General features: G+C 67.9%; 17 protein-coding genes and 2 tRNA genes. 9 read left to right on the top strand and 10 right to left on the bottom strand.

Annotated features, from left to right (window positions below; translation table 11 throughout):
- Positions 1-18: 18 nt before the first annotated feature.
- The 9 genes from HNP48_RS05410 (at position 19) to HNP48_RS05370 (ending at position 8,883) form a co-directional block, all read left to right on the top strand.
- On the top strand, positions 19-1,140 hold the full coding sequence (locus HNP48_RS05410) for a BMP family ABC transporter substrate-binding protein (protein ID WP_184855863.1): 1,122 nt from the start codon (positions 19-21) through the stop codon (positions 1,138-1,140).
- Positions 1,141-1,153: 13 nt separating this feature from the next.
- On the top strand, positions 1,154-2,251 hold the full coding sequence (locus HNP48_RS05405) for an ABC transporter permease (RefSeq protein ID WP_184855862.1): 1,098 nt from the start codon (positions 1,154-1,156) through the stop codon (positions 2,249-2,251).
- Complete coding sequence (locus HNP48_RS05400; RefSeq protein WP_184855861.1) at positions 2,248-3,174, top strand: ABC transporter permease; 927 nt, start codon at positions 2,248-2,250, stop codon at positions 3,172-3,174. Before HNP48_RS05405 ends, HNP48_RS05400 begins: the two co-directional genes overlap by 4 nt.
- A gap of 16 nt (positions 3,175-3,190) precedes the next feature.
- Positions 3,191-3,892 (top strand): cysteine hydrolase family protein, encoded by a 702-nt coding sequence (locus HNP48_RS05395; RefSeq protein WP_184855860.1) that lies wholly within the window; start codon positions 3,191-3,193, stop codon positions 3,890-3,892.
- Positions 3,893-3,910: 18 nt separating this feature from the next.
- Entirely contained in the window at positions 3,911-5,506 is a 1,596-nt protein-coding gene (locus HNP48_RS05390) for an ABC transporter ATP-binding protein (RefSeq protein ID WP_184855859.1), read from the top strand.
- Positions 5,503-6,189, top strand: coding sequence for a cysteine hydrolase family protein (locus HNP48_RS05385; protein WP_184855858.1), 687 nt, complete (start codon positions 5,503-5,505; stop codon positions 6,187-6,189). Before HNP48_RS05390 ends, HNP48_RS05385 begins: the two co-directional genes overlap by 4 nt.
- Before the next feature lie 16 nt (positions 6,190-6,205).
- A complete protein-coding gene (locus HNP48_RS05380) occupies positions 6,206-6,946 on the top strand; it encodes a GntR family transcriptional regulator (RefSeq protein WP_184855857.1) in 741 nt (246 codons plus the stop codon).
- Between the two features lie 101 nt (positions 6,947-7,047).
- A complete protein-coding gene (locus HNP48_RS05375) occupies positions 7,048-7,872 on the top strand; it encodes an ABC transporter substrate-binding protein (protein ID WP_260420100.1) in 825 nt (274 codons plus the stop codon).
- A 36-nt stretch (positions 7,873-7,908) separates the two neighbouring features.
- Positions 7,909-8,883: an MBL fold metallo-hydrolase gene (locus tag HNP48_RS05370; protein WP_184855855.1), complete on the top strand. Its 975-nt coding sequence runs from the start codon at positions 7,909-7,911 to the stop codon at positions 8,881-8,883.
- Between the two features lie 80 nt (positions 8,884-8,963).
- On the opposite strand, the gene HNP48_RS05365 is transcribed toward HNP48_RS05370, so the two are convergent.
- From HNP48_RS05365 to iscR, 10 genes are all read right to left on the bottom strand, one after another.
- A tRNA-Val gene (locus HNP48_RS05365) sits at positions 8,964-9,038 on the bottom strand.
- A 50-nt stretch (positions 9,039-9,088) separates the two neighbouring features.
- Positions 9,089-9,163: transfer RNA gene (locus HNP48_RS05360), tRNA-Val, on the bottom strand.
- 39 nt (positions 9,164-9,202) lie between these two features.
- Entirely contained in the window at positions 9,203-9,916 is a 714-nt protein-coding gene (gene dnaQ, locus HNP48_RS05355) for a DNA polymerase III subunit epsilon (RefSeq protein ID WP_184855854.1), read from the bottom strand.
- A gap of 1 nt (position 9,917) precedes the next feature.
- Positions 9,918-10,256 (bottom strand): ISC system 2Fe-2S type ferredoxin, encoded by a 339-nt coding sequence (fdx, locus tag HNP48_RS05350; protein WP_184855853.1) that lies wholly within the window; start codon positions 10,254-10,256, stop codon positions 9,918-9,920.
- A 40-nt stretch (positions 10,257-10,296) separates the two neighbouring features.
- Positions 10,297-12,165 carry a Fe-S protein assembly chaperone HscA gene (gene hscA, locus HNP48_RS05345; protein WP_184855852.1) on the bottom strand — a complete coding sequence of 623 codons (1,869 nt, stop codon included), beginning with the start codon at positions 12,163-12,165 and terminating at the stop codon, positions 10,297-10,299.
- Between the two features lie 78 nt (positions 12,166-12,243).
- The gene (hscB, locus tag HNP48_RS05340) at positions 12,244-12,762 is read right to left on the bottom strand and encodes a Fe-S protein assembly co-chaperone HscB (RefSeq protein WP_184855851.1); all 519 of its coding nucleotides are present in this window, start codon (positions 12,760-12,762) and stop codon (positions 12,244-12,246) included.
- A 95-nt stretch (positions 12,763-12,857) separates the two neighbouring features.
- Positions 12,858-13,181 carry an iron-sulfur cluster assembly protein IscA gene (iscA, locus tag HNP48_RS05335; RefSeq protein WP_184855850.1) on the bottom strand — a complete coding sequence of 108 codons (324 nt, stop codon included), beginning with the start codon at positions 13,179-13,181 and terminating at the stop codon, positions 12,858-12,860.
- A 6-nt stretch (positions 13,182-13,187) separates the two neighbouring features.
- A complete protein-coding gene (gene iscU, locus HNP48_RS05330) occupies positions 13,188-13,586 on the bottom strand; it encodes a Fe-S cluster assembly scaffold IscU (RefSeq protein ID WP_184855849.1) in 399 nt (132 codons plus the stop codon).
- 60 nt (positions 13,587-13,646) lie between these two features.
- A complete protein-coding gene (locus HNP48_RS05325) occupies positions 13,647-14,861 on the bottom strand; it encodes an IscS subfamily cysteine desulfurase (protein ID WP_184855848.1) in 1,215 nt (404 codons plus the stop codon).
- A gap of 116 nt (positions 14,862-14,977) precedes the next feature.
- A complete protein-coding gene (iscR, locus tag HNP48_RS05320) occupies positions 14,978-15,514 on the bottom strand; it encodes a Fe-S cluster assembly transcriptional regulator IscR (protein ID WP_184855847.1) in 537 nt (178 codons plus the stop codon).
- Positions 15,515-15,699 lie beyond the last annotated feature (185 nt).

Here is a 15,699-nt window from a genome sequence, read left to right as displayed (position 1 = left end):
ATGAAACCCGTGAAACCCATGTCTCGTCTCGCAAACCCGAACCGCCGTGAATCCCTGAAATCCCTCGCGGCGCTTGGCGCTGCCGGCACCCTGGGTAGCTGGGCCCTGCAGGCGAACGCGCAGGCGCCGCTCACCGTGGGCGTGATCTATGTCGGCCCGCGCGACGACTACGGCTACAACCAGGCGCATGCCCAGGCAGCGGCCGAACTCAAGAAGCTGCCCGGTGTGAAGGTGGTCGAAGAAGAGAACGTGCCCGAGACCGCCGCTGTGCAAAAGACCATGACCGGCATGATCGCGCAGGACGGTGCCAAGCTGCTGTTCCCCACCTCGTTCGGTTACTTCGACCCGCACCTGCTGGCCCTGGCCGCCAAGTACCCCGATGTGCGCTTTTCGCACTGCGGCGGCATGTGGACCGAGGGCAAGCACCCCAAGAACGCGGGCAGCTTCTTCGGCTACATCGACGAGTGCCAGTACCTCAACGGCGTGGTGGCCGGCCACATGAGCAAGAGCGGCAAGATCGCCTTCATCGCGGCCAAGCCCATTCCGCAGGTGCTGCGCAACATCAACGCCTTCACGCTGGGTGCGCGCTCGGTCAAGCCGGGCATCACCTGCAGCGTGATCTTCACGGGCGAATGGTCCATGGCCGTGAAGGAGGCCGAGGCCACCAACAGCCTGGCCGACCAGGGCTGCGACGTGTTCACCATGCACGTGGACGGGCCCAAGGTCATCGTCGAGACCGCCGCCAAGCGCGGAAAGATGGTCTGCGGCTACCACGCCAGCCAGGCCAAGCTGGCGCCCCAGGCCTACCTGACCGGGGCCGAGTGGAACTGGCTCACGGCCTACACCACCATCATCGAGGCCGCGCGCACCGGCAAGCCGCACCCCAACTTCCTGCGCGGGGGCCTGAAGGAAGGCTTCGTGAAGATGTCGGCCTACGGCCCGGCCGTGAGCGACGCGGCCAAGAAGCAGGCCGACGAGACCAAGGCCAAGATGATCGCGGGCGGCTTCGACATCTTCAAGGGCCCGCTCAAGACCAACAAGGGCAAGGAGGTCATCGCCAGCGGCAAGTCGTTCAAGCAGACCGATCTGGAGCTGGAAAAGATGGACTACCTGGTCGAAGGCGTCCAAGGCTCTTTCTAAGCGGGGAACTGCCATGCACCCGGTCGCCAAGGACATCCTTCTGCCCGTTGCCGCCATCACGCTGGCGCTGCTGCTGTTCGGCGGCTTCGTCGGCTTTGCCGGCGTGAACCCGCTCGACGTGTGGGCAACGCTGTTCAAGGGCGCCTTCGGCGACTGGTTCTCGTGGCAGAACACCTTGCAGCGCGCAGCGCCGCTGATGCTCACCGCCCTGTGCGTGGCCCTGCCCGCGCGCGCCGGGCTCACCGTGATCGGCGGCGAAGGCGCGCTGGTGCTCGGCGGCCTGGCCGCAGCGGCCCTGCCCATGGCCGTGGCCCTGCCCACCAATGCGGCGGGCACGGTGCTGGCCTGCGCAGCGGGGGCCGTGGCCGGCGCACTCTGGATCATGCTCGCGGGCTGGTTGCGCCAATACCGCGGGATCAACGAGACCATCAGCAGCCTGCTGCTGTCCTACGTGGCCATCGGCCTGTTCAAGCATTTCGTGGAGGGTGCGCTGCGCGACCCGGCCAGCCTGAACAAGCCGGCCACGCCCAGCCTGGACCCCGGCCTGCTCATCGGAGGCATCGCCGGGTCGGACGTGCACTGGGGCCTGGTGCTGGGCGTGCTCGCCTGCGTGGCGCTGGGGCTGTGGCTGCATTTCACGGCCTCGGGCTTCTCGGTGCGCGTGGTGGGAGGCAACCCGCGCGCGGCGCAGCTCGTGGGCCTGCCGGCCACGCGCCTGGTGCTGCTGGCCTGCGCCCTGGGGGGCGCGGCGGCCGGCCTGGCCGGCGCGGTGGAAGTGGCAGCGGTGCACACCAATGCCAACGGGGCGCTGATCGCGGGCTATGGCTATGCGGGCATCCTCGTGGCCTTCATCGCGCGGCACAACCCCATCGCCATCATCCCCGTGGCCATCGTGTTCGGCGGCTTCGGCGCGGCGGGCAGCCTGCTGCAGCGGCGCCTGGGCCTGCCCGACGCCTCGGTGATGGTGTTGCAGGGCATTGCCTTCGTGCTGATCCTGGCCAGCGAGGCGCTGCGCGAGGTGGACTGGCGGACCTGGTGGGCCCAGCGCCGCAAGCGGCCTGAGGACACCAGCACCACCCCGGCACCGACTGCCCACGTGGAGGCGATATGACCGCTGACCAATGGATTGCCCTCATCGCCGCCATCGTGGGCGGAGCCCTGCGCGTGGGCGTGCCCTTCCTGTTCGTGAGCCTGGGCGAATGCCTCACCGAAAAGTCGGGCCGCATCAACCTGGGGCTGGAGGGCGTGCTGGTGCTCTCGGCCATGGCGGCCTTTGGCGGTGCCTACCTCACGGGCTCGCCCTGGCTGGGCGTGCTGGCCGGCGCGATGGCAGGCGCCCTGCTGGCCACGCTGCACGGCGTGTTGTGCTCGCTGCCGCGCGTGAATGACGTGGCCACCGGCATCGCGCTGATGCTGCTGGGCATGGGCCTGGCCTTCTACCTGGGCAAGCCGCTGATCCAGCCGCAGGCCCCGCAGATCCCCGCGCTGCCGCTGGGCGGCTGGAGCGATTCGCCCGTGGTGCAGTCGGCCCTCCAGGTCAACGCCCTGCTTCCGCTGGGCGTGGTGCTCGCCGCGCTGCTGTGGTGGGCCTTTGCGCGCACGCGCTGGGGTCTGCTGGTGCGGCTGGCGGGCGACTCGGCCAACGCCACGCGCGCCCTGGGCTATTCGGTGCCGGGCATCCGCATCGCGGCCACGGCGGCGGGCGGTTTCATCGCCGGGCTAGGGGGCGCCTCGCTGACCCTGTTCTACCCCGGCAGCTGGAACGAAGGCATCTCCAGCGGCCAGGGCCTGATCGCCGTGGCGCTGGTGATCTTTGCGCGCTGGAGCCCCCTGCGCTGCCTGGTGGCCGCCCTGCTGTTCGGCGGTGCGGGCGCCATCGGCCCGGCCCTGCAGTCGGTCGGCGTGGGCTGGGGCTACCACCTGTTCAACACCGTGCCCTATGTGCTGACCCTGCTGATCCTGGTGGTGACCTGCAAGCCCGGCAGTGTCGCGGCCGGCAGCCCCGGTGAGCTCTCTTCCACCAAACAGTCTTGATTGAAGGACCTCCCACGTGACCACAGCGACCACCCGGCACGTCCAGGCCAACCCCTATGCCTGGCCCTACAACGGCGACCTGCGCCCCGACAACACCGCGCTGCTCGTGATCGACATGCAGACCGACTTCTGCGGCATCGGCGGCTATGTGGACGTGATGGGCTACGACATCGGCCTCACGCGCGCACCCATCGCACCGCTGCAGCGCCTGCTGCCGGCGATGCGCGCGCAGGGCTTTCGCATCATCCACACCCGCGAAGGGCACCGCCCGGACCTGGCCGACCTGCCGGCCAACAAGCGCTGGCGCTCGCGCCAGATCGGCAAGGACGGCCTGGGCATCGGCGATGCCGGGCCCTGCGGGCGCATCCTGGTGCGCGGCGAGCCGGGCTGGGAGCTGATCCCCGAACTCGCGCCGCTGCCCGGCGAGGTGGTGATCGACAAGCCCGGCAAAGGCTCGTTCTATGCCACCGACCTGGACATGGTGCTGCAGCTTGCGGGCGTGCAGAACCTCATCCTCGCAGGCATCACCACCGATGTCTGCGTGCACACCACCATGCGCGAAGCCAATGACCGGGGCTATGAATGCCTGCTGCTGTCCGACTGCACGGCGGCCACCGACCCGGCCAACCACCAGGCGGCCTTGAACATGGTGACCATGCAGGGCGGCGTGTTCGGGGCGCATGCCCCGTCCAGCGCGCTGCTGGCCGCCCTGGACTGAGCCGGGAGAGGAACCGCCATGTCCGCAGACCACCCCATTGGTGCCTTGCCCGCCGGCACCGGCGCGCTGGCGCTGGAGACCTGGAACCTGACCAAGCGCTTTGGCAGCTTCACCGCCATGGACCGCGTGAACATGCGCGTGGAGCCTGGCAGCGTGCACGCCCTGCTGGGCGAGAACGGCGCGGGCAAGAGCACGCTGGTCAAATGCGTGGCGGGGTACCAAAGGGCCGAGGAAGGCGCCATCCTGATCGACGGGCGCGAGCAGGCCATCGCCAACCCCATCGTCGCGCGCAGCCTGGGCATCGGCATGGTCTACCAGCACTTCACGCTGGCACCGGGCATGACGGTGGCCGAGAACCTGCTGCTGGCCGGCGGCCAGACCCCGGCGGTGATCGACTGGCGCGCCAAGCGCGCCGAACTGCAGGCCTTCCTGGCCACCACGCCCTTCCAGCTGGACCTGGATGCCCGCCCCTCGGAACTGGCAGCCGGCGAAAAGCAGAAGCTCGAACTGCTCAAGCAGCTGTACCTGCGCCCGCGCCTCTTGATCCTGGACGAACCCACCTCGGTGCTGACCCCGCAGGAGGCCGACGAGGTGCTGGGCCATGTGCGCGCCTTTGCGCAGAGCGGGCGGTGCAGCGTCATCATCATCACGCACAAGTTCCGCGAGGTCATGGCCTATGCCGACGCCGTGACCGTGCTGCGCCGGGGCCAGGCCGTGCACCATGGCCGCGTGGCCGATACCGGGCCCGAGGCCCTGGCGCAGGCCATGATGGGCGAAGCATCGGCCACCCCATCCACCCAGGCCCGCCCGGAGGCGGCAGGCCGCGCCGAAGCGGCACCGGGCGAGACCGCCCTGCTGGTGCAAGGCCTGCAGGCCCCGGGCGACCGCGGCCCCCTGGCCCTGCCGGGCCTGGACCTGGCGGTGCGCCGGGGCGAGGTGCTGGGGGTGGCCGGCGTGTCGGGCAATGGCCAGCGCGAACTGGTCGAGGCCCTGGTCGGCCAGCGCCCGCGCCTGGCCGGCCGGGTGCAGGTGCTGGGCCGGGACTACACCGCCACACGCGCGCAGAACCGCGAACTCAAAGTGCGCAGCCTGCCCGAAGAACCTCTGCGCAATGCCTGCGTGGGCGACCTGTCGGTGGCCGAGAACATGGCGCTGCGCGACTTCGACCAGCCGCCGCTGCGCCGGGGCGGCGTGCTGCGCTTTGCCAGCTGGCGCAGCCGCGCGCGCGAATGGATCGCGGGCTATGGCGTCAAGACCCAGGGCGAGGGCGCGCCCATCCGCAGCCTGTCGGGCGGCAACGTGCAGCGCGCGGTGCTGGCACGCGAGCTGGCGGGCGACATCAATGTGCTGATCGCGGCCAACCCGGTGTTCGGGCTGGACTTCGCGGCCGTGGCCGAGATCCATGCCCGCATCCTGGGCGTGCGCGAGCGCGGCGGCGCCGTGCTGCTGGTCAGCGAAGACCTGGACGAACTGCTGGAGCTGGCTGACCGCATCGTGGTCATGAGCGAGGGCCGCATCGTCCACGAAACCCCGGCCGCCGTTGCCGAGCGCCACATCCTGGGCGCCTACATGGGCGGCGGGCACGATCACACACCCCACCAGGAGGCGGCATGAGCCCCATCACCCTCCACGCCAACCCCTTCGCCTACCGCTTCGCACTGGCGCACACCGCGCTGGTGATCATCGACATGCAGCGCGACTTCATCGAGCCCGGCGGTTTCGGCGAGACCTTGGGCAACAATGTGTCGCTGCTCGAAGCCATCGTGCCGGCCTGCCAGGCCGTGCTCGCGGCCTGGCGCGCGGCGGGCGGCCTGGTGCTGCACACGCGCGAATCGCACCGGCCCGACCTGTCGGACTGCCCTCCCGCCAAGCGCCTGCGCGGCAACCCGCAGCTGCGCATTGGCGATGCGGGGCCCATGGGCCGCATCCTGGTGGCGGGCGAGCCGGGCAACCAGATCATCCCGGCCCTGGCCCCGGTGGCGGGCGAGATCGTGGTCGACAAGCCCGGCAAGGGCATGTTCTACGCCACCGGCCTGCACGAAACCCTGCAGGCACGCGGCATCACGCACCTGGTTTTTATGGGCGTGACCACCGAGGTCTGCGTGCAGACCAGCATGCGCGAGGCGAACGACCGCGGCTATGACAGCCTGCTGCTGGAAGACTGCACCGAAAGCTATTTCCCGCATTTCAAGGCGGCCGCCCTCGAGATGCTGCGCGCCCAGGGCGCCATCGTCGGCTGGACTGCCCCCTCGGCCGCCCTGCTGTCGGCCCTGGCCGACGCTGGCGTGGCCGCGTAGTTGCTAAAGTCGCCTTGTGCAGACACCCGCCCTCCCCCATTCCAAGACGAAACCGGCCCGCAGCTCGCGCGCCGACGATGTGTACGCCCAGCTCAAGCGCGATGTGGGCGAGTTCAAGCTGGTGCCCGGCGACCGCTTCACCGAAAACGAGATCTGCGAGCGCCTGGGCGTTTCGCGCACGCCCGTGCGCCAGGCCCTGGTGCGCCTGCAGCAGGAAGGCTATGTGGAGGTGCTGTTCCGCAGCGGCTGGCGCGTGCTGCCCTTCGACTTCGACCAGTTCGAGCAGCTCTACGACCTGCGCATGGTGCTGGAGACCACGGCCGTGCACCGCCTGTGCGACGAGGGGGCTGGCGGCGCGCTCAAGTCCATGCCGGTGGACCACCAGTTGCTCGACGAACTCAACCGCATCTGGCTGGTGCCCGTGGCCGAGCGCAGCACCGACACCCTGCAGGTGGCCGCCTGGGACGAGGCCTTCCACTGCGCGCTGGTGCGCGCCGCCGGCAATGCCGAGATGACGCGCGTGCACCGCGACGTGACCGAGCGCATCCGCATCATCCGCCGGCTCGACTTCACACAGCAGGCGCGCATCGAGGCGACCTACGACGAGCACGCCACCATCCTCAAGGCCATCCGCGCCCACCGCGGCGACCAGGCCGCCATGCTGTTGCGCGCCCACATCCAGACCAGCCAGGCCGAGGTGCGCAAGATCACGCTGCACCAGGTGCACATGGCGCGCCTTGGACCCAGCGCGGGGTAAGTGACACAATCCCCTGCGCTGGCGCAGCCAACCCGGGCCCGCGCCGTCCGCACGGAAGGAGCACCGCCTTGCCCATTCTCCGCCCCCTCACCGGTCTCGCCATGCTCCGCAGGCCGGCGCTGCTGACCTGCGCCACACTGCTCTGCGCCTGCGCGCTCACACAGCCTTCCCCCGCGCCAACACCGCTGCTGCCGGCCGAGGCCGTCCGCGCCCTCGCACCCGAAGGCGTGCTGCGGGCCTCGATCAACCTGGGCAACCCGGTGCTCGCCTCGCGCGATGCGGCAACCGGGGCACTCAAGGGCGTATCGGTCGACCTGGCGCAGGAGCTGGGCCGCCAGCTCGGCGTGCCGGTGGAACTCAAGGCCGTGGATGCGGCGGGAAAGTCGGTGGAGGTGGTGCGCGCCGGCCAGGCCGACGTCGGCTTCTTCGCCATCGATCCGGTGCGCGGCGAGGGCGTGGCATTCACCGCGGCCTATGTGGTGATCGAGGGCGCCTACTTGGTGCGCAGCGATTCACCACTCACGGCCAATGCCCAGGTGGACCGGCCTGGCACTACCGTGGTGGTCGGCAAGGGCAGCGCCTACGACCTGTTCCTGACCCGCGAGATCAAGCAGGCCACGCTGGTGCGGGCCCCGACCTCGCCCCAGGTGGTGGACGAGTTCCTGGCGCGCAAGCTCGATGTGGCGGCTGGTGTACGCCAGCAACTGGAGGCCGACGCACGGCGCGTGCCCGGCGTGCGGCTGCTGCCCGGGCGCTTCATGGTGATCGAGCAGGCCATGGGCGTACCCGCAGGCCGCCCACCATTGGCGCGGGCCACGCTGCATGCCTTCGTGGAACGCATGAAGGCGAGCGGCTTTGTTGCCGCAGCACTCAAGCGCCATGGCATCGAAGGCGCAGCCGTCGCCGACCCCGCGCCGCCGCGCTGACCCCCCGTTTCCGCCATCCAGCACAAGGAGATGTCCATGCGTTTGAAGTGCTTTGCCACCACCCTCTTCCTGGCCACTGCGCTGTCTACCGCCCAGGCACAGAACGTCAAGGTGACGCCGCTGGGCGGCATCGAGGGCGAGCTGTGCCCGCAGGACCGGGCCCTGGTGTTCGAGGATCCCAATGGAACACGCATTCTGTACGACCCGGGCCGCACGGTGGCCGGCCCCAACGACCCGCGGCTGGGCAAGATCGACATCATCCTGGTGAGCCACATGCATGGCGACCATGTGGGCAACGCGCACAACAAGGCGCCCAATTCGGGCACCTGCGCCAGCCCGGACATGTCGGTCTCGGCCCTGCCCAACTCCAGCGCGGTGAACATCGCCCTGGCCAAGAAATCCAAGATCGTGACGGGCAGCGAGATGCCGCCCTTCTTCGCGGCCAAGCTCAGGGCCAATGGCGGCGACCCGGCCAACTCCATGCTGGCGCGCTTCGGCGGCAGCGTCACCGTGAGCGGTGTGCGCATCGCCACCGTGACGGCCGTGCACAGCAATGGCGTGGACCCCGACTACATCGGCGGGCCACTGGGCGAGGCAATGAAGGCCGCAGGCATTGCCGGCGACGTGGGCCTGGCAACGGGCTACGTGCTGAGCTTCAGCAACGGGCTGGTGGCGTATCTGTCGGGCGACACGGGCATCACCGCCGACCAGGAGCGCGTGGTGCGCGACTACTACAAGGCCAAGCTCGCGGTGATGAACATCGGCGATGGCTTCAGCACCGGCCCGGCAGAAGCCGCTTTCGTGATCAACGAACTGGTCAAGCCCGCCACGGTGATCGCCTCCCACGTCAACGAGGTCGGCACGGTCGATGGCGTGGTGCGCCCGGGCAGCAAGACCGAGGCCTTCATCAAGGCATCGCGCGTGCCGGTGGCGGTGCCGCTGTCGGGCCGCACCATGGAGTTCAATGCGGCTGGCCTGTGCACCGCAGGCTGCGGCAAGGCCAGCAACTGAGCGCGCGGAGCGGGGCGGCAGTTGGAGGCGGCCCCCAACGAAAAAACCCTTGCAGACCGCAATCTGCAAGGGTTTCGAATTGGTGGGTGATACATGGATCGAACATGTGACCCCTGCCGTGTGAAGGCAGTGCTCTACCGCTGAGCTAATCACCCGAAGCGCCATCTCTCATGCGAAAGACTTTGCCATTTTCCTGTTGCAAGCGTGGTGGGTGATACATGGATCGAACATGTGACCCCTGCCGTGTGAAGGCAGTGCTCTACCGCTGAGCTAATCACCCTTTGTCGCTGCGACAAGCCTTAGATTATAGAACAGTTTTTCAGGCTGTTTGGAATTTTCGCCAGATTGTTTTTCCACCGCTCGATTTATCGATCTGTGTGAGCACCTCGGCGTGCAGTGCCACCTCCTGCTCGCTGGCGGGCAGCACGGGCAACGACAGGCTGCGCAGATCAATGGCGGCCACGCTGATGCCACCGGCGCTGTCGTCGGCCTCGTCCGCAACCAGCAAGGCATCCTGCCCGCGCGTCATGTTGATGTAGACGTCGGCCAGCAGTTCGGCATCGAGCAAGGCGCCGTGCAGCGTGCGGCCCGAGTTGTCCACTTCCAGGCGGTCGCACAGCGCATCGAGCGAGTTGCGCTTGCCCGGGAACATCTCCTTGGCCATGGCCAGGGTGTCGGTCACGCTGCCCACATAGGTCTTGAGCGCAGGGCGGCCCGTGAGTTCGAGCTCCTTGTTCAGGAAGCCCACGTCGAAGGCCGCGTTGTGGATGATGATCTCGGCGCCCTGCAGGTACTCCAGGATGTCCGGGGCCAGCTCGGAGAACTTGGGCTTGTCGCGCAGGAACTCGTTGCTGATGCCGTGGACCTTGAGCGCGTCCTCATGGCTGTCGCGCCCCGGGTTGAAATAGAAGTGCAGGTTGTTGCCCGTGAGCTTGCGGTTGAGCAGCTCCACGCAACCGAGTTCGATGATGCGGTCGCCGCCCTCGGCCGAGAGGCCGGTGGTTTCGGTATCGAGAACGATCTGCCGTGTCATTTCAGTGGTTTTCCTTGGCGTGGTTGATCGTGTACTTGGGGATTTCCACGGTCACATCGGTCTGCGCCAGGATGGCCTGGCAGGACAGGCGCGATTGTGGCTCCAGGCCCCAGGCGCGGTCCAGCAGGTCTTCCTCTTCCTCTTCGGCATCGTTGAGCGAGGACAGGCCCTGGCGCACGATGACGTGGCAGGTGGTGCAGGCGCAGCTCATGTCGCAGGCGTGCTCGATGTCGATGTGGTTGTCCAGCATGGCCTCGCAGATCGAGGTGCCGGCAGGCGCGGTGATTTCGGCGCCGGCGGGGCAGTATTCCGGGTGGGGCAGGATCTTGATGACGGGCATGGTGCGTCTTGTTGTTCGTTCTTGTCGTAGGGGGTGTCGGTCAGAAGGACTGGACGTTCTTGCCGGCCAGGGCCTGCTGGATGCCACGGTTCATGCGCTGCGCGGCAAAGGCCTCGGTGCCCTTGGCCAGGGCCTCGGTGGCGGCCTCGATCACGGCAGCGTCTTCGGACTCGCGCTGGCCGCGCAAAGCCTGCATCAGGGCGTCGATGTCGGCACGCTCGGCGGCCGAGAGCACATCGCCGTCGGCATCGAGCGCGCTCTGCGTGGCCAGCAGCATGCGGTCGGCGTCCACGCGGGCCTCGACCACGGCACGGGCGCGCATGTCCTGCGCGGCGGTGGCAAAGCCGTCCTGCAGCATGCGCGCGATCTCGTCGTCCGACAGGCCGTAGGAGGGCTTCACATCGATGCGTGCCTCCACCCCGCTGCCCTGCTCCTTGGCGCTCACACTCAGGAGGCCATCGGCATCGACGGTGAAGGTCACGCGGATGCGCGCGGCGCCGGCCGCCATGGGCGGAATGCCGCGCAGCTCGAAGCGGGCCAGGCTGCGGCAGTCCTGCACCAGGTCGCGCTCGCCCTGCAGCACGTGGATGGCCAGCGCGGTCTGCCCATCCTTGTAGGTGGTGAAGTCCTGCGCCTTGGCCGTGGGAATGGTCTCGTTGCGGCCCACGATGCGCTCGACCAGGCCACCCATGGTCTCGATGCCCAGCGACAGCGGGATCACATCGAGCAGCAGCAGGTCGCCCGCGGTGTTGTTGCCAGCCAGCTGGTTGGCCTGGATGGAGGCGCCCAGGGCCACCACCTCGTCAGGGTTCAAGTTGGTGAGCGGCTCGGTACCGAAGAACTCGGCCACGGCGCGCTGCACCTGCGGCATGCGGGTGGAGCCGCCGACCATGACCACGCCCTGCACTTCGTCGCGCGCCAGGTGCGCATCGCGCAGCGCGCGGCGCACGGCGGCCATGGAGCGCGCCGTGAGGGCCGCCGTGGCGGCCTCGAAGTCGGCGCGCGACACGGCGTGCTGCACCACCTCACCCGCCAGCTGCGCGCTGAAGGTGGCGCTGTCGGCGGCGCTCAGCACCTCCTTGCAGGCGCGTGCCGCCATGCGGGCTGCCACCTTGTCGGCCGGGGTATCGACCGTGCGGCCCAGTTGCTGCAGCACCCAGTCGGCCAGCGCGGCATCGTAGTCGTCACCCCCCAGGGCCGAGTCCCCCCCCGTGGCGATGACCTCGAACACGCCCTGCGTGAGCCGCAGAATGGAGATGTCGAAGGTGCCGCCACCCAGGTCGTAGACGGCGTAGACACCCTCGCTGGCATTGTCCAGGCCATAGGCGATGGCGGCGGCCGTGGGCTCGTTGATCAGGCGCAGCAGGTGGATGCCGGCGAGCTGCGCCGCGTCCTTGGTGGCCTGGCGCTGGGCGTCGTCGAAGTACGCGGGCACGGTGATCACGGCGCCGTACAGGTCGTCGTTGAAGGTGTCTTCGGCGCGGTAGCGCAGCGTGGCCAGGATCTCGGCGCTCACCTCCACGGGCGACTTCACGCCGCCCACGGTGGCCAGGCTCACCATGCCCTGGGCGCCTTCAGCGGGCGCCACGAAGTCGTAGGGCAGCTTGCCGGCATCGGCCACGTCGGCCAGGCCGCGGCCCATGAAACGCTTGACCGAGGCAATGGTGTTGCGCGGGTCCTGCGCCTGCGCGGCCACGGCGTCGTGCCCGATCTGGCGGCCGTTCTGGTCCAGGTAGCGCACCACGGAGGGCAGCAGCACCCGGCCCTGGTCGTCGGGCAGGCATTCGGCCACGCCGTTGCGCACGGCGGCCACCAGCGAGTGCGTGGTCCCGAGGTCGATGCCCACGGCAATGCGCCGCTGGTGCGGGTCGGGGGACTGGCCGGGTTCGGAGATCTGCAAAAGCGCCATGGCGTGATGATGAATTCTTGTCGTCGTGTTCTTCGTGCCTGCAAGCGCGCCGGGCGGCCTGCAGAAAGGGGCAAGCCCCTATTGTCCCAGTTGATCGCGGCGGCGCTCGATGTCGTCGCCAAATCGCGCAATGAACATGAGGGCTCTGACCTCGCGGGCCGCCCCCGTGGCATCGCCCGCTTCATCGAGCAACTGGCCGCAGCGCGCCAGCGCGGCACGCCGGGCCTGCTGGACCTCGTCGTCCAGCGCATCCAGGGCCGCTTCGCCTTCGGCGTCTTCGAGCGCTTCGCGCCATTCCATCTGCTGCATCAGAAAGGCCGCCGGCATGGCCGTGTTGTCCTCGGCACGGATGGGGGCGCCACGCAGCTCACACAGGTAGGCGGCGCGGCGCAGCGGGTCCTTCAGGCGCTGGTAGGCCTCGTTGATGCGCACCGACCACTGCATGGCCACGCGCTGCGCGGCCGCGCCCTGGGCAGCGAACTTGTCGGGATGGGCTTCGCGCTGCAGCTCCTTCCAGCGCGCATCGATGGCGCTGCGCTCCTGCGCAAAGCGCTGCGCGAGGCCGAACAGCTCGAAATCGTCGGATTGCAGGTTCATGGAAGGGAATGGGTCAAGAAAAAACCGCCAGCACGGGTGCGTGCGATGGCGGTTTGGCTGGGCGCATCAACGCAGGCTTGATCGCCTGCCTGTGCCTAGACGCGGAAGCTCTCGCCGCAACCGCAGCGGTCGCGCTCATTGGGGTTGTTGAACTTGAAGCCTTCGTTCAGGCCTTCGCGCACGAAATCGAGCTCCGTGCCGTCGATGTAGGCCAGGCTTTTGGGGTCGATCAGCACCTTCACGCCGTGGTTCTCGAACACCACGTCCTCGGGCTCGGTGTCGTCCACATACTCAAGCTTGTAGGCCAGGCCCGAGCAGCCCGTGGTCTTGACGCCCAGGCGCACGCCCAGCCCCTTGCCACGGCGGCTCAGGTAGCGGGTCACGTGCCGCGCAGCGGCTTCTGTCAGCGTGATGGCCATGGTCGATCAGGCGCTCACAGCCGCAGCGTGCTTGGTCTTGTAGTCGAGCACGGCGGCCTTGATGGCGTCTTCCGCGAGGATGGAGCAGTGGATCTTGACGGGCGGCAAGGCCAGCTCTTCGGCGATCACGCTGTTCTTGAGGGCTGCCGCTTCGTCCAGCGTCTTGCCCTTGACCCACTCGGTCACGAGCGAGGACGAGGCGATGGCCGAACCGCAGCCATAGGTCTTGAAGCGTGCGTCTTCGATCACGCCGGTCTCGGGGTTCACCTTGATCTGCAGCTTCATCACGTCGCCGCAGGCGGGCGCGCCCACCATGCCGGTGCCCACCGACTCGTCACCCTTGTCGAACGAGCCCACGTTGCGGGGGTTTTCGTAATGGTCAACCACTTTGTCTGAATAAGCCATGATGTTTACCTCTTCAATTCTTCAATGCAATTCGGTCGGTCGGTCGCGATGCGCGGTCGCTCAGTGCGCGGCCCACTGGATGGTGCTGATGTCCACGCCATCCTGGTACATCTCCCACAGCGGGCTCAGCTCGCGCAGGCGGGCGACGTTTTCGCGGATGGTGGCGATCGCGTAGTCGATCTCTTCCTCGGTCGTGAAACGGCCGATGGTCATGCGCAGGCTGCTGTGGGCCAGCTCGTCGCTGCGGCCCAGGGCGCGCAGCACGTAGCTGGGCTCCAGGCTGGCCGAAGTGCAGGCCGAGCCGGACGACACCGCCAGGCCCTTGATGCCCATGATCAGCGACTCGCCTTCGACATAGTTGAAGCTCATGTTCAGGTTCTGCGGCACGCGGCGTTCCATGCTGCCGTTGATGAACACCTGCTCGATGTCCTTCAAGCCATTGAGCAGGCGCTGCTGCAGCGCGTAGGCCTTGGCGTTGGACTCGGCCATCTCTTCCTTGGCGATGCGGAAGGCCTCGCCCATGCCCACGATCTGGTGCGTGGGCAGGGTGCCCGAGCGCATGCCACGCTCATGGCCGCCACCGTGCATCTGCGCTTCCAGGCGCACGCGGGGCTTGCGGCGCACGTACAGGGCACCCACGCCCTTGGGGCCGTAGGTCTTGTGCGCGGTCATGCTCATCAGGTCGATGGGCAGGGTGTTCATGTCGATCTCGACGCGGCCGGTGGCCTGCGCTGCATCCACGTGCAGCAGCACACCCTTCTCACGGCACAGCGCGCCGATGGCCGGGATGTCCTGGATCACGCCGATCTCGTTGTTCACGAACAGGATGCTCACCAGGATGGTGTCGGGGCGGATCGCGGCCTTCAAGGCCTCCAGGTCCACCAGGCCGTCTTCCTTGACGTCCAGATAGGTGGCCTCGAAACCCTGGCGCTCCAGCTCGCGCATGGTGTCCAGCACGGCCTTGTGTTCGGTCTTGAGCGTGATCAGGTGCTTGCCCTTGCCCTTGTAGAACTGGGCGGCGCCCTTCAGGGCCAGGTTGATCGACTCCGTGGCGCCGCTGGTCCAGACGATCTCGCGCGGGTCGGCGTGGATCAGGTCGGCCACCTGGGCACGGGCACGCTCCACCGCTTCTTCCGCTTCCCAGCCCCAGGCGTGGCTGCGCGATGCCGCGTTGCCGAAGTGCTCACGCAGCCAGGGGATCATGGCGTCCACCACGCGGGGGTCCACCGGGGTCGTGGCGCCGTAGTCGAGATAGATGGGGAAGTGTGGAGTCATGGCGTGGCTGGCTCAGGAAGAATGCTGGCTTGCAAACAACGAAGCACGAATGGTTACAGAAAGAGAAAGCGTTCAGGGCAGTGCCGACCCCAGGGCCGGCGCGGCGGGTTCGGCGATCAGGATTTGGCGAAGGCGTTGCCCAGCGCGAACACCGAATTGGGGGCGTTCACACGGATGGGCTTGACCACGGGGGTCGTCGAGATCGCACGGCGCACGACCGGCTTGTCCTCGATCTGCACACCCTTGGCGAGCTGCTCTTCCACCAGCTTCTGCAGCGTGACGGAGTCGAGGAACTCGACCATGCGCTGGTTCAGCGAGGCCCACAGCTCGTGCGTCATGCAACGGCCGGCTTCGCCCAGGCAGTTTTCCTTGCCGCCGCACTGGGTGGCATCAATGGGTTCGTCCACGGAGACGATGATGTCGGCCACCGTGATGTCGCCCGCCTTGCGGGCCAGGGTGTAGCCGCCGCCGGGGCCACGGGTGGATTCCACCAGTTCGTGGCGGCGCAGCTTGCCGAAGAGTTGCTCCAGGTAGGACAGCGAAATCTGCTGGCGCTGGCTGATCGCAGCCAGGGTGACGGGTCCGTTGTTCTGGCGCAGGGCCAGATCGATCATGGCGGTGACCGCAAAACGGCCTTTGGTAGTGAGACGCATCGCAAGCTCCTTGTGCTAAGGCTTGTTCGTTGTAGAAACTGCCGACTGCAGGCTGTTGGCCAGCAACGACACCGTCTCCGCCCCTTACTCCACACGGGTTGCCCCGGTGCAGAGCCCTTCATCTTGTGGGCTTTTGTTCTTGAGTAGTTTGTAGGAGTATAGCACAAATCCCTATTGAATCAGTC

It is taken from the genome of Acidovorax soli (assembly GCF_014207955.1).
Lineage (GTDB): Bacteria > Pseudomonadota > Gammaproteobacteria > Burkholderiales > Burkholderiaceae_C > Acidovorax > Acidovorax soli_A.
This window is presented reverse-complemented; position numbering and strand designations above follow the sequence as displayed.